This is a genomic window from Luteimonas galliterrae (genome assembly GCF_023374055.1).
GTDB lineage: Bacteria > Pseudomonadota > Gammaproteobacteria > Xanthomonadales > Xanthomonadaceae > Luteimonas_C > Luteimonas_C galliterrae.
Genome location: NZ_JAMBEP010000001.1, coordinates 1,238,548 through 1,252,593, shown reverse-complemented (window position 1 = coordinate 1,252,593; position 14,046 = coordinate 1,238,548). Strand labels below are relative to the sequence as shown.

At 65.8% G+C, this 14,046-nt stretch carries 10 protein-coding genes and 2 riboswitches; of the genes, 2 read left to right on the top strand and 8 right to left on the bottom strand.

What is annotated here, in order from left to right:
• Positions 1-43: 43 nt before the first annotated feature.
• The 5 genes from M2650_RS16515 to gcvP all read right to left on the bottom strand — a co-directional run bounded on the left by M2650_RS16515 (position 44) and on the right by gcvP (position 7,507).
• Positions 44-1,168, bottom strand: a complete 1,125-nt coding sequence (locus M2650_RS16515; protein ID WP_249472392.1) for a sensor histidine kinase — start codon at positions 1,166-1,168, stop codon at positions 44-46.
• A gap of 263 nt (positions 1,169-1,431) precedes the next feature.
• Complete coding sequence (locus tag M2650_RS05785) at positions 1,432-2,382, bottom strand: lysylphosphatidylglycerol synthase transmembrane domain-containing protein (protein ID WP_249472390.1); 951 nt, start codon at positions 2,380-2,382, stop codon at positions 1,432-1,434.
• Positions 2,379-3,599, bottom strand: coding sequence for a cardiolipin synthase ClsB (gene clsB, locus M2650_RS05780; protein ID WP_249472388.1), 1,221 nt, complete (start codon positions 3,597-3,599; stop codon positions 2,379-2,381). Before clsB ends, M2650_RS05785 begins: the two co-directional genes overlap by 4 nt.
• Complete coding sequence (locus M2650_RS05775; RefSeq protein ID WP_249472386.1) at positions 3,596-4,339, bottom strand: endonuclease/exonuclease/phosphatase family protein; 744 nt, start codon at positions 4,337-4,339, stop codon at positions 3,596-3,598. Before M2650_RS05775 ends, clsB begins: the two co-directional genes overlap by 4 nt.
• Before the next feature lie 225 nt (positions 4,340-4,564).
• Positions 4,565-7,507: an aminomethyl-transferring glycine dehydrogenase gene (gene gcvP / locus M2650_RS05770; RefSeq protein ID WP_249472380.1), complete on the bottom strand. Its 2,943-nt coding sequence runs from the start codon at positions 7,505-7,507 to the stop codon at positions 4,565-4,567.
• A gap of 42 nt (positions 7,508-7,549) precedes the next feature.
• Positions 7,550-7,644, bottom strand: a riboswitch (glycine riboswitch).
• A gap of 2 nt (positions 7,645-7,646) precedes the next feature.
• A riboswitch (glycine riboswitch) is annotated at positions 7,647-7,743 on the bottom strand.
• An 89-nt stretch (positions 7,744-7,832) separates the two neighbouring features.
• On the opposite strand from gcvP, the gene M2650_RS05765 reads away from it, so the two are divergent.
• Together M2650_RS05765 and M2650_RS05760 are read left to right on the top strand one after the other, a co-directional pair.
• Positions 7,833-8,246, top strand: a complete 414-nt coding sequence (locus M2650_RS05765) for a VOC family protein (protein ID WP_249472378.1) — start codon at positions 7,833-7,835, stop codon at positions 8,244-8,246.
• A 919-nt stretch (positions 8,247-9,165) separates the two neighbouring features.
• Positions 9,166-10,452 (top strand): multidrug effflux MFS transporter, encoded by a 1,287-nt coding sequence (locus tag M2650_RS05760; RefSeq protein ID WP_249472376.1) that lies wholly within the window; start codon positions 9,166-9,168, stop codon positions 10,450-10,452.
• On the opposite strand, the gene M2650_RS05755 is transcribed toward M2650_RS05760, so the two are convergent.
• From M2650_RS05755 to M2650_RS05745, 3 genes are all read right to left on the bottom strand, one after another.
• Complete coding sequence (locus tag M2650_RS05755; protein ID WP_249472374.1) at positions 10,449-11,741, bottom strand: amino acid permease; 1,293 nt, start codon at positions 11,739-11,741, stop codon at positions 10,449-10,451. The two genes, M2650_RS05760 and M2650_RS05755, sit on opposite strands and share 4 nt — an antisense overlap.
• Positions 11,738-12,835: an aromatic ring-hydroxylating oxygenase subunit alpha gene (locus tag M2650_RS05750; protein ID WP_249472373.1), complete on the bottom strand. Its 1,098-nt coding sequence runs from the start codon at positions 12,833-12,835 to the stop codon at positions 11,738-11,740. The genes M2650_RS05755 and M2650_RS05750 overlap by 4 nt, the downstream gene beginning before the upstream one ends.
• 789 nt (positions 12,836-13,624) lie before the next feature.
• A complete protein-coding gene (locus M2650_RS05745) occupies positions 13,625-13,942 on the bottom strand; it encodes a carboxypeptidase-like regulatory domain-containing protein (protein WP_249472371.1) in 318 nt (105 codons plus the stop codon).
• Positions 13,943-14,046: the final 104 nt, after the last annotated feature.

Sequence of the window (14,046 nt, the reverse complement as noted above, 5' to 3'; positions counted from 1 at the left end):
AAGGCCCCGCGTCGCGGGGCCTTTTGTTTGCGTGCGAGCGGCTTCAGTCGATGGCGACCACGCCCTCGGATGCCATTCCGGCGGCGGAAGACGCTATCGGCAGCGAGTGGCGGGGCAGGTCGATGGTGAAGACGCAGCCTGTGCCGGGAATATTGCGGACGCTGAGTATGCCGTCGTTGGCTTCCACGCTGCGGCGCGAAATGGACAGGCCCAGCCCCAGGCCGCTTTTGTCTTCGCCGCTCTGCGTGAAGGGCAGGAACATTTTTTCGGCGTCGCCCGGCGGCAGGCCGCCGCAATGGTCTTCGACATCGATCAGGATGCGGTCGGCCATCGCGTAGGCGTTGAGCGTGACCTCACTGTGCGCATGCGTGAATTTGAAAGCGTTCTGCAGCAGGTTGCCCAGCGCCGACAGAAGCAGATCCCGGTCCGCGTCGACGGCCAGCAACGGATCGACCACCGAGACGGTCAATACGCAACCCTTGATCTGCGCCTCGAGCGAGGCGGAAAGCTTCACTTCGGCGATGAAGTCGGCGAGCGAGAACAAGCGGTGCTGCAGCGGCATTCCCGCCGTCATCCGCACCTCGGCCAGAGAGCGGTCTATAAGGTTGCCCAGGCCTACCAGCGCGCGGTCCAGCACCGCACCCGTGGCGCCGGTCAAGCCCACGTTGCCTTGCTTGATGACAGAAAGCGCGAGCGTGGCCGTGCACAGCAGGTTGCGCAATTCGTGCGCGAAGAACCCCAATCGTTCGTTCAACGCGTCGGCTTGCCTGTCTGCGACGACGAAATCGTGCTGGTAGCCGAACTCGGTGACGGCGTTGGCGATGGCATTGTCCAGGCAGCGATTGAGCGTCCTGAATTCGTCGATCTCGATCACGGCGCCTTGTTCGAAGGCCAAGTCGGTGATCGACTGGCAGAGGTCGCCGTAGTCGTGGACGACTTCCTCGACAGTGAAACCATGCAGCAGCAGTTCCTTGCCGTGCTGCGCCGCCGATTCGCCGATTTCCGATAAAGCCGGTTTGCCTCCGCCCGTGGGCCCGGACACTTTGCGGCTGAGCATCGGCTGCGATGTCTGCTCCACCTGCAACGTCTTGATGAGTTGTTCGAGAAAAACGGTTATGCCGTGTTCCAGTTCTTTCTCGGGCACGCCGGGCGGCGCGCGCTGGGCCACCTTCGCCCTGCAACGGGCAATCAGCTCGCTCCGGTTCTCGGTAAGGAAGTGATGCATCATCCAGGCACCATACGCCCCATTTGGGTCGGTTCCCCGCCATCGTCCCGGTTTGGGCTGGCGGGCCGATCAACGGTACCGAGAGGCGCCTCGCGGGCCAGTCTTGCTGAACGCGCCGGTCTGGGCTGGCGATCGCGCTCGCTGAGGATGGCCAGGGTCGCCGTGAGCATGGAGGCGGATGCCGGTGGGCTGGGGCGGCCGGACCCTCACATACCGCGCGCAGCATGCGGGCTGCGCCTGCTTTTCGCCTCGAAGGCCGCGTATAGCGCCGAGGCGGCGATCAGCGGCGCCAGATAGTAGAACGCGCGATAGACCAGCAACGCCGCGACCAGTTGCGGCTGCGCGACGGTTTGGCCGAGCAGGGCGATGAAGACGGCTTCGAGCACGCCGATGCCGGCGGGAATGTGCGCGATCGCCGTCGCCACCGCGCCCAACAGCAGCACGCCGAGCACCATCGCGTAATCGACCCGGTATTGCAGCAGCAGGTACAGGATCGCCGCCATCGCCGACCAGTTGGCCGCAGCCAGCGCCAGTTGCAGCAGGGCCAGGCGCGGCGACGGCAGACGGAAATGGTGGCCGCGCACGTGGAAGACGCGGTCGTGCGACCACCAGCAGGCGATGAGGTAGGCCAGCACCGTCGCCAGCATCGCTACGCCCAGCGCCTGCAGCCCGGCCACGCCGATTTTCCAATCGGCTGGCAGCGCCACGCTGCGCGTGCCGAACAGCGCGCCGGCAAGCAGCAGATAACCCAGCCAGTTGCTCGACACGCTGAAGGCGACGATGCGGTTGATCGTGCCCACGGCCAGACCCGAGCGCGAATAAAGCCGGTAGCGGAAACCGGCGCTGCCCACTGCCGCGCCGATGTTCAGGCTGAAGGCATAGCAGATCGCCGCGATCAGCATCACCCGGCGCGCCGAAAGCGCATGGTGCGCATAGGCGCGCGCGCACAGGTCGTAGCCGCCGTAGATCAGGTAACTCGATAGCGCCAGGGCAACGGCCATCGCCAGCGTGGCGGCATCGTAGCCGGCGATCGCATCGGCCACGGCGTTCCAGTCGATCGAGCGCGCGTAGCGCACCAGCAACACGGTCACGACGACCAGGAATGCGATGAAGGCGATCCGGCCCGCGCGCCGCCAATAGGGGTGGCGGGTCTTCATGGCGTTCGGCCGTTATCCGCGTCCGCAGGCGCGGCCACCAGGCGGGTCTTGGGCGTGTGCGCGGGCAGCCAGCCGGCCCAGTCGGGAAAATGGCGCAGGCAGTGGAACAGCAACGGCCGCGTTATGGATTGCAGGACGCTGTACGGCGGCACATCGGCCGGATCGACGGCCTGGCAATGCTGCGTCATCAAGTCCTGCAGCTTGCGGCGCAGCTCGCCGACGAACGCGGCATCGCGGATGAAGACATTCGCTTCCAGGTTCAGCGACAGGCTCAACGGATCCAAGTTGCTGGAACCGACCGTGCACCAGTCGTCGTCCACCAACGCGACTTTGCCATGGAAGGGGCGCTCGCAATACTCGTAGATGCGCACGCCGGCGTCGACCAGATGCCGGTACAGCGACCGCGCCGCCGTCAGCGCGAGCTGCGTATCCGGCTCGCCCTGGAAGATCAGCGACACCGCCACGCCGCGGCGGGCGGCGTGGCGAAGCTCGCGAAGGAAGCCGTAACCGGGGAAAAAGTACGCGTTGGCGATCAGCGCTTCGCGACGGGCGCCGCGTATCGCGCGCCGGTATTCCTGCTCGATGGCGTCCGAGCGGCCAGCGTTGTCGCGCAACAGCAGCATCGCCCTGGCGTCGCCTGCCGCGGCGGCGCCGGCTTCCGGCGCGGGATTCCAGGATGCGCCAACGCCGCGCGAGGAGATCGAGGCATGGACGAAGTCGCGGATGTCGGCCGCTACCGGCCCTTGCAGCTCGACGGCGTAATCCTGTTTGGCCGTCGGCCCGAAATCCGCCAAGTGGTCGGCCGAAAAATTGATGCCGCCGGCGAACGCCAGGCGGCCGTCCACGGCCAGCAGCTTGCGGTGCATCCGGCGGAAAACGTGCAGCCGGACGCCCAGCAGCGGACGGTGCGCGTCGAAACTGCGGAAGCTCACGCCGGCAGCGGAAAGTTCCGACAGGAATTCCGGCGAGAATCGCGGCGACCCGTAACCGTCCACCAGCACTTCCACGCGTACGCCGCGGCGCGCCGCGGCGACCAGCCGGCGATGCAGCGCCAGGCCGACCTTGTCTTCGAAAAGGATGAAGGTTTCCAACAGAATTTCGCGTTCGGCGGCTTCGATCGCTGCGAAAGCGGCTTCGAAGAATTCTTCGCCGTTCTCCAGCAGGCGCACGCGGTTGCCGTCCCGCCAGACGCCATTCCGGGCGGTCGTTTGCTTCACAGTGCGACCCCTGCGAACAGCGGCGCATGGTCGGACAGGTGCGACCACGGCCGCGAGGACAGCACGCGCGGCGCCACAGCGCGTGCGTTGCGCAGGTAGATGCGGTCCACCGGCAGCACCGGCCAGCGCGCCGGGAACGTGCGGGCGACGCGCCCCTGGGCTTCCTCGAAGGCCTCGTGCAGGCCGCAACGCAGCATCAGCGCATGGCCGCGCACGCGCCAATCGTTGAAGTCTCCGGCGACGATCAGCGGCGCGTCCGCCGGGATTTCCCTGTCGACGATTTCGCATAACAGGCCGAGTTGGCGGCGGCGATGGCTTTCGCGCAAGCCCAAATGCACGCAGACAGTGTGCAACGCGGTCTTCGATGCGGGGATTTCGACCACGCAATGCAGCAAGCCGCGTTCCTCGTGGCCGTGCAGGGAGACGTCGCGGTTTTCGTACGACAGGATCGGAAATTTTGACAGCGTCGCGTTGCCGTGGTGGCCGTGCGGATACACGGCGTTGCGGCCGTAGGCGAATTGGCCCCAGATGCTGTCCGCCAGGAATTCGTACTGGGGTCCCTGCGGCCAGTTCAGATGGCGTTGCGCATGTCGGGCATGTTCGCCGAGCACTTCCTGCAGGAATACCATATCCGCCGAGACGCCGCGTATGGCCTCGCGCAATTCCGGCAGGATGAAACGCCGGTTGAGCAGGTTGAAACCCATGTGGGCGTTCACGGTCAGCACGTTGAGCGCGGGCATGCGCGGGCCTTCGCCGGGATCCGTTGCGCATTGTCGGCAGGCGGGCGTGATGGCCGCGCCATGCCGGTTGTTAGGCTTTTCGTAGGAGCGGCTTCAGCCGCGAGCTTTTTTCATGCGCATATCGCGGAAAAAGCTCGCGGCTGAAGCGGCTCCTGCGAAGAGCGGGTCGCGATAAAAAAAGCCCCGCGATGCGGGGCCCGAAAAATCGGTGGTTGAACCGACCAATCACATCACGTTCGGCTCGCTGAACGCCTCGATCTCGCCGGCAAAGGCTTCGATCGGCACGCAGCTGCAGAACACGTTCTTGTCGCCGTAGACGTTGTCCACGCGCGCCACCGGCGGCCAGTACTTCTGCTGCTTCAGGACCGGCAGCGGGAAGGCGGCCAGCTCGCGCGGATAGGCGTGGTTCCACTCGCTGCCTGCGACCATGGTGGCGGTGTGCGGGGCGTGCTTGAGCGGATTGTCTTCGCGGTCGAGCTTGCCTTCCTCGATCGCGCGGATCTCGTCGCGGATCTGGATCATGGCGTCGATGAAGCGGTCCAGTTCGTGCAGCGATTCGCTTTCGGTGGGCTCCACCATCAGCGTGCCGGCCACCGGGAAGCTCAGGGTCGGCGCATGGAAGCCGAAATCGATCAAACGCTTGGCCACGTCCTCGGCGCTGATGCCGGTGGCGTCCTTGATCGGGCGCAGATCCAGGATGCATTCGTGCGCGACCAGGCCGTTGCGGCCGGTGTAGAGCGTTTCGAAATGCGGCGCCAGGCGCCTGGCGATGTAGTTGGCGTTGAGCAGGGCGACTTGCGTCGCCTTGCGCAGGCCGCTGTTGCCCATAAGCGTGACGTACATCCACGAGATCGGCAGGATCGAGGCCGAACCGTACGCGGCGGCACTGACCATGCCCACGCCAAAAGCCGTACCCTCACCTTCGTTCGCTGCGCTAACATTTTCCTCTCCCGCAAGCGGGAGAGGAGCGGTGCGCGGCAAGAACGGTGCCAGGTGCGCCTTGACCGCGCACGGGCCCACGCCCGGGCCGCCGCCGCCGTGCGGGATGCAGAAGGTCTTGTGCAGGTTGAGGTGCGAAACGTCCGAGCCCCACTTGCCGGGCTTGGCGACGCCGACCAGCGCGTTCATGTTGGCGCCGTCGGTGTACACCTGGCCGCCGTGCTTGTGCACGATCTCGCAGATCTCGACGATGTCTTCTTCGAACACGCCGTGCGTGGACGGGTAGGTGATCATCAGCGCGGCCAATCGGTCGCCGTATTTCTCGGCGGCGCGGCGGATGTCTTCGACGTCGACGTTGCCGTTGGCGTCGCACTTGGTCACCACCACGTTCATGCCGCACATCTGCGCCGAGGCCGGGTTGGTGCCGTGCGCCGATTCGGGGATCAGGCAGATGTCGCGGTGGCCTTCGTTGCGCGAACGGTGGTAGGCGCGGATCGCCAGCAAGCCGGCGAACTCGCCCTGCGCGCCGGAATTGGGCTGCAGGCTGACCGCGTCGTAGCCGGTGCACTCGACCAGCATAGCTTCGAGCTCTTCGACCAGTTGCTTGTAGCCGGCGGTCTGCGTGGCCGGCGCCAGCGGGTGCATATTGCCGAATTCCGGCCAGGTGACCGGGATCATCTCCGCCGTGGCGTTGAGCTTCATGGTGCAGGAACCCAGCGGGATCATGGTGCGATCCATCGCCAGGTCCTTGTCGGCCAGCGAGCGCATGTAGCGGAGAAGTTCGTGCTCGCTGTGGTGGGTGTTGAAGACCGGGTGCTGCAGGAACTTGGAAGCGCGCAGCAGGCCGCCCGGCAAGGCGTCTGCGGTGGCCGCGTCGAGCGCGTCGATATCGTCGATCTGCGCATCGAACAGGGCCGCCAACGCGATCACGTCCTCGCGCGTGGCGGTTTCGTCCAGGCTGATGCCTACGCTGCGCGCATCGATCTTGCGCAGGTTGATGCGCGCCTTCTCCGCCTTGACGTGGATTTCGGCGGCGTCGACGTCGATCACGTGCAGCGTGTCGAAGAAATCCGGGCCGACGGTGACGCCGCATTTGCGCAGCGACGCGGCCAGGATCGCGGCCAGTCGGTGCGTGCGGCGGGCGATGCGGGTGAGGCCTTCGGGGCCGTGGTAGACGGCGTACATGCTGGCCATCACGGCCAGCAGCACCTGCGCGGTGCAGATGTTGCTGGTGGCCTTCTCGCGGCGGATGTGCTGTTCGCGGGTCTGCAGGGTGAGGCGATAGGCCGGCTTGCCTTCGGCATCGATCGATACGCCGATCAGGCGGCCGGGCATCGAGCGCTTGAACGCGTCGCGGCAGGCCATGAACGCGGCGTGCGGGCCGCCGAAACCGAACGGCACGCCGAAGCGCTGGGTATTGCCGACCACGATGTCCGCGCCCCATTCGCCGGGCGCGGCGATCAGCGTCAGCGCCAGCAGATCGGTGGCCACCGCGACCAGCGCGCCGCGCGTGTGCACCGCGTCGGCCAGCGCCTTGTGGTCGTGGATCTGGCCGTAGGTGTCGGGATATTGCAGCAGCACGCCGAAACTATCGGTATTGGCCGCTTCGCTGTCGTCGCCGACGCGCAGTTCGATGTCCAGGCCGTCGGCGCGCGTGCGTAGCACTTCCAGCGTCTGCGGATGCACGTTGCGCGATACGAAGAAGACGTTGGACTTCGACTTGGCCGAACGCTTGGCCAGCGTCATCGCTTCGGCGGCGGCGGTGCCTTCGTCCAGCAGCGAAGCGTTGGCGATCTCCATGCCGGTGAGGTCGGCGCACAAGGTCTGGAAGTTGATCAGCGCTTCCATGCGGCCCTGCGAGATCTCCGCCTGGTAGGGCGTGTACGCCGTGTACCAAGCCGGGTTTTCGAGGATGTTGCGCAGGATCACGTTCGGCGTATGGGTGCCGTAATAGCCTTGGCCGATGAAGCTGCGGAACACTTCGTTCTTGTCGGCGATGGCACGGATCTTGGCCAGCGCTTCGACTTCGGTGACCGGGTCGGGCAGGGCCAGGGGCGACGGCGACTTGATCTTGCCCGGGACGATGGCATCGGTCATCGCATCCAGCGATGCGTGGCCGACGACGCGCAGCATCTGCGCGATCTCGCCGTCGTTGGGGCCGATGTGGCGTTCGATGAACGCGGAATGGTGTTCGAGCTCGCGCAGGCTGGGCGTAGCGTTCTGGGGCATGACGGGCGTCCGGTGGTGACGTGCAAGCTGCACGTAGGGCGCCCCTCTGTCCTTTTGCCTGAGAGTTTCAAAACGCAGGGGGAGGGTCCGCGTTTCTTGCCCCTTCGGCGCCGGATTCAACCGGTCTCTCCAGAGTGTGTGGCACGCGGCGGTCTGGGGCCTGAGCGATTACGGGCGTTGCGCCTTCGGCAGCGGCCCGGCCCATCCGGGCTGGCCGCTTCTCCCACCACGTGCAGCCCGGCGATTATACCTGCCCGGGCGCCGTGTCGCCGGGCCGGTTCAGGCGCGGCGTTTAACATGGCGGTCCGTCTTCCGGAGCCGTTCCATGAGCATTCCTTTCCGACTGCAGCAGATCGACCACATCGTGCTGCGCGTGCGCGACGTTGCGGTCATGCAGGCCTTCTATTGCGACGTGCTCGGCTGCAGCGTCGAGCGCGATCAGGCGGAGATCGGCCTGCTGCAATTGCGCGCGGGAAGCTCGTTGATCGACCTGGTGCCGGTCGACGGCAAGCTAGGCCGCATGGGCGGGGCGGCGCCGGGCGCCGAAGGCCGCAATCTGGACCATCTGTGCCTGCGCGTGGACCCGTTCGACCGCGACGCCATCGTCGCCCACCTGCGATCGCACGGCGCGCGTCTGGGCGATTTCGGCGCCCGCTACGGGGCCGAAGGCAAAGGCCCCTCGCAATACTTGTTCGACCCGGAAGACAACATGGTCGAGCTAAAAGGTCCGCCCGCCTAAGCGACCGGCAACGTCCGCCCTCTAGAGCGGAGCTCTCCCCGCTGCCTAGGTCTTGCTCTGACTTTTGCTCCGCCTTTGTAGAACGGGGCTTGCCCCGCTGCTCTTGCTCTTAAGCCCTCCGCTCTTAAGCCCTTCGCTCTTAAGCCGTTGCTCTTAAGCCGTCATCCCAGCGAACGCTGGGACCCATGTTGCTCTGGCGCTTGCCCCTTAAGCCGTCATCCCGGCGAAGGCCGGGATCCAGGCCCGCGTCCTGGCGGCTTGCGCTGCGACTCGCGCCATGGATAAAGGCTTCCGCGCTGCGCGCGGGTCACTTTCTTTGCTGGCCCAAAGAAAGTAACCCAAGAAAGGGCCTGAACTGCGGTGCGATGGGTCGCACCTGAAAGTTCGCCAGCGGACCTGCTTTCGTCGTGGGTGACCTTCTTACGCAGGTACTAGATTTTGATTCGCAGCGTATGGGTGACGTGGCTTTTGCGGAGTTGCGCTAAGGAGTAGTTCTGGTCGATCGCCTCGGATCTAAATATCGAAGCGACGGAGGAATCCCGAGGGCCGGCGAGAAGGGCTAAGAACACGGGGTAGTCCCATCGCTGGGATCCCTTCCAAAGGCCCTTTTTCTTTGGTGACTTCTCTTTTTGGGCGCCTCAAAAAGAAAGTCACTCGGCCGCGGTTTTAGCGGACGAAACCCCGGCCTGAAAGGCCGGCAGATCGCGAGAACCCCAACAGCCAAGGCAGCGGGGAAAGCTCCGCTCTACACAGAGCAAGGGCAAATCTTCCCCGGCCGCTGTTTTCCAAGGAGGGGAGACAAGCAAAGTCCTTTCGATTCTCGCCACGCTCGACGGTCAGAGCCAATGCCACGCCAAAGCCAGAGCCAATGCCATGACGCTGTCGACTATCGGCGTTCCGTGTTCGGCCTTATCCTTGCATGGTGAACGATCCGAAATCCACGCCGGAAACACCCAGCGCCGCGCCGAGGATTTCGCTGCGTAGCCTGGCCCTGCTGTTGGGTGGGCTGGCGATGTTCGGTCCGTTCTCGATCGACACCATCTTCCCGGCGTTCGAGCACATGGGCCGGCAGCTGGGCGCCGACAAGGTGGCGATGCAGCAGACGATCAGCGTCTACCTGCTGGCCTATGCGCTGATGAGCGTGGTGCACGGACCGCTGTCCGACGCGATCGGCCGGCGCAAGGTGATCATCGGCGGACTGATCGTCTTCACATTCGCATCCGCGGGCTGCGCGCTGTCGCGCGATCTGCCCACCTTGCTGGCGTTCCGCGCGCTGCAGGGACTGTCGGCGGGGGTGGGCCTGATCGTAGGCCGCGCGCTGATCCGCGACGTGCTGCACGGTCACGATGCGCAGCGTCTGATGAGCCAGGTCTCGATGATCTTCGGCGTCGCGCCGGCGATCGCGCCGATCATCGGCGGCTGGATCCTGGGCTGGGGGCACTGGTCGGCGATCTTCTGGTTCCTGGTCGGTTTTTCGCTGCTGCTGCTGGTCGCGGTGTGGATCGCGCTGCCGGAAACGCATCCGCCGCAGGCGCGGCTGTCGCTGGCGCCCAAGCGTCTGTTGCGCGACTACTGGGCGATCTTCGTCAATCCGCGTTTCCAGCGGCTGGCCGCGTCGGGCACGTTCAATTTCGGCGCGCTGTTCTTGTACATCGCTTCCGCGCCCGCGTTCGTGCTGGACCTGTTGCGGTTGAACGAGCGCCAGTTCGCCTGGTTTTTCGTGCCGATGATCGGCGGGATGATGCTGGGCGCGTACACGTCCGGCCGCACGGCCGGCAAGATCAGCGGCGCGCGGCTGGCGAACATCGGTTTCGCTTTTTGCGGCCTCGGCGCGGTCGCCAACGTGGCCTACAACGCGTTCGTGCCGGTGATTTCGATCCCGTGGGCAGTGATGCCGATGATGATCGGCTCGTTCGGTATCGCGCTGGTGTTTCCGATCCTGACCCTGGCGGTGCTCGACATGTATCCGCGCCAGCGCGGCTCGGCGTCGTCGCTGCAGGCCTTCACCAGCCTGGTGATGAATGCCATCGTCGCCGGCGTGCTGTCGCCGCTGCTGAGCCACAAAGGCCTGCATCTGGCGCTGGGCGCGGCAGCGTTCTCGCTGCTCGGCTGGCTGTTCTGGCGATGGGAGACGCGGTCGGGGCAGGGCGTGCCGGAATCCGCGCCGGAAGCGGCGGCGGCATTGGAACCGACCGAACGTTTCTAGGCGGCTTCGTTGCGCGGCCGGCGGTTGCGCCACTGGTTCAGCCAATGGAACGGCAGGCCGAACAGCACCAGCACGGCGCCCCACAACAGCGCTTCGGCGCCGGTGCCGATCAAGGCGTACACGCTGTAGAGCAGGGCGAGCGCGGCCACGATCCGGCCGCTGCCGTCGTTGCGGCGCAACCACGCCGCACTGCTGACGACGTAGGGCAGCAGGCAGGCCGCCGTCGACAGCAATATCGAAAACGTGAACAGGTGCACCAGCGAACGCGTGTAGTTGGAGATCACCAACGCACTGGCCAGCGCGCTGCTGACCACGACGCCGAACGCCGGCGTGCCGCCCTTGTCCAGGCGCGCGAACCGCGCCGGAAGAAGTCCGTCGCGCGCCGCCGCGAGCGGCACCTGCGCCGATAGCAGGACCCAGCCGTTCAGCGCGCCGAAGCACGACACCGCGGCCACGGCGGCCACGCCGATCGCCGCGCCCGGGCCCCACAACGCACGTGCGGCCTCCGCCATCGGCGCCGCGGAATCCTTCAACCGGTCGGCGGGCAGCAGGCCCAGCACCGCAGTGCAGGTGAGGATGGTGGCGACGCCGGCGATCAGCGTGCCGATCACCGTCGCGCGCGGAATGGTGCGCTTGGCGTCGGCGATCGACCCCGCCGGCACGGTAGCCGCTTCCAGTCCCAGGAACGCCCACAGCGTCAGCGCCACCGTCGCCTGGATCGCATGCGGCAGCGACTCGCCGCCTCCGGTTTCCGGCAGGCGCAGGTTGTGCGCATCCATGAACCAGATCGCGATGCCGCCGAACAGCAGCAGCGGCACCACTTTCAGCAGCGTGGTGAGCACCTGGGTGAAGCCGGCTTCGCGCACGCCGACCAGATTGATCGCGGTGCAGATCCACAGCGCCGACAATGCGCAGATCGCACCGCGCGCGGGCGTGGAAACCAGATCCGGGAAGATCGCGCCGATACTGCCGGCGAAACCCACCGCGATCGCCGCGTTCGCGCACCAGATCGAAATCCAGTAGCTCCACGCGATCAGGAATCCCGGCGTCTCGCCGAACGCATTGCGCGCGAAGGCATAAGGCCCGCCGGTTTGCGGCCAGTGCGTCGCCAGCCGCGCGAAAGTCAGGGCCAGCAGTAGCGCGCCGCCGAGGGTGATGCCCCAGCCGATCAGGCTGACCGCGCCGTACGGCGCCAGCGACGCCGGCAGCAGGAACACGCCGGAGCCGATCATGTTGCCGACGACCAGCGCGGTCGCGGCGAGCAGCCCCAGCGGTTTGGCCGGATTCATTCGGCCTGCGCTTGCCGGTAGGCGTCGCGCAGCAATTCCTGGAAATGGTGCACGGCGTTTTCGCGCAGCGGGTTCAAGCGTCCGGGCACATAGGAGCCCGACGCGAGCCCGCGCTGCACGTCCTCGCAGATGCCCAGGTCCTCGTGCTGCACTTCGTCGCTGAAGCCCAGGTCGGCCTCGCGCTTGGCGCGCGCTTCGCTGGAGTCGTCCAAGGGGTAATAGAAATCGAACTCGACCCGGCAACGGTCCACGCCCTTGGGCACGATGCGATTGGTCTGCAAGCGGCCCGGCAGGATGTTGAGCGTGGTGTTGGGCCATAGCCAGTAGTACAGCGCGTCGCCGCTGCCATACAAGCCCTCGCTGCTCTCCAGCGGGCTCCACTGCAGCGAATGCCACTGCGCGGTTTCGGTGACGTAGCTGCGGTAGTCGAGCATCCGATTCAGTGCCGGATGCACGTGCGGCACGTGGTAGCCCTCCAGGTAATTGTCGACGTAGACCTTCCAGTTGCAGGCCACGTCGTAGCCGACGCGCTGGTGGTGGCCGTAATCGGCCAGGCCGCGTTCCGCGCCGATGCGCGCATCGATGCCGGCGACGAGATCGTCGAACGGCATCGGATCGTCGCCGGTGCAAGCGAATACCAACCCTTGCCACAGGCGCGCGGGCAGTTGCGGCAGGCGCACTTGTGCGACATCGAAGTCGACGGCCGTGCGCATTTCCGGCGCGGACTTGAGCACGCCGTCCAGGCCGTAAGTCCAGCCGTGGTAGCGGCAGCGCAGCGATTTGGCCGCCAGGCCGTCGCACTGCGCGATCGGGCCGGCGCGGTGACGGCAGACGTTGTGCATCACGCGGATCTCGCCGTCGGCGCCGCGCACGGCGATCACCGGCAGCCCGGCCAGATCCGCCACCACGTGGTCGCCGGCGTCGCGCAGCTGGCAGACGTGCGCGACGACTTGCCAGCCGCGATCGAAAATCGCGCTGCGGTCGATGGCGGCCATCGCCGGATCGGCATAGAAGCGCGCGGGCAGGGCGGTCGCCCGCTCCAGCGGCTGCGGTGCGAGATCGGCGGGCGTATCGGCGGCAGTGGGACGGTCCATGCCTGAAGTATGCCGCTTGCGGGCCGCTTCGGGAAAACCAAAAGGCCGGCTGGCGCCGGCCTTTTTATCCGAAGTGGCCAGCACGGCAGCCAAAAAAGGCCCTCTGATTGAAGGGGGCGAGCCGCCTTTCGCCGATGTGTGGCCGCATGACCGGGCTTGACATTAGATCCGAGGCGATCGACCCGAACGCCTCCTTAGCGCCCATCCGCAAAAGCCACGTCACCCATAGGCTGCGAATCAAAATCTAGTACCTGCGTAAGTAAGGTCACCTACGACGAAAGCAGGGCCGCTGGCGGACTTTCAGGTACGACGCATCGCACCGCAGTTCAGGCCCTTTCTTGGGTTACTTTCTTTGGGCCAACAAAGAAAGTGACCCGGCGCAGCCGGAAGCCTTTGCCCATGGTGCGAGTCGCAGCGCAGCTGGCCAGGACGCGGGCCTGGATCCCGGCGTGCGCCGGGATGACGGCTGAGGGGCAAGGGCAAAAGCAAGATGGGTCCCAGCGTTCACTGGGATGACGGCCTAAGAGCGAACGGCCTAACAGCGAACGGCCAAAGAGCGAACGGCCAAAGAGCGAACGGCCAAAGAGCGAACGGCTAAGAGCGAAATGCAGCGGAGCAAGCTCCGCTCTACAAAGCAGAGCCAGAGCAAATCTCTCCCGGCCCTCTTTTCGATGAGGAGGGCAGGCAAAAGCAGTGGAGCAAGCCCGCTCTACAAAGCAGGGCAAGCCTCAAGAGGGGGCAAGCAAAGGCAAGGGCGAAGGGGGTCCCAGCGTTCGCCGAATACGATGGCTACTGCACCCGCGCCGTGCTGCCGACCCTGACGGAGACCGTCTTGGGCGCGCTGAAGCTGCCGTCGGCATGCTTGATCACCACGGTGTAGTCGCCCAGGGGAATGCGGCGCATCTGGTACTTGCCGTCTTCCTTGAGTTCCATCTCGCGGTGGAAGCCGTTGTCGGGGCCGCTGATGATCACGGTGTCCCCGGCTTTGCCTTCGCCGATGAGGTTGCCGGAACTGGATTGCGCCATGGCGGCGGCGGAAAACGCCAGTCCGAAAACCGCGATGGCCGCGAGTTGGTTGAACCCTTTGCGCAAAGCTCCCCTGTTCATGCGTTTTGTCTCTGGTCGGTGGTCGGAAAACGCCGGTAGATCCGGCCGAGTCTAGGCCGCACGGAAAACCGGGCAACCGTGCCGGAAGTCATTGTCGTGTAGGT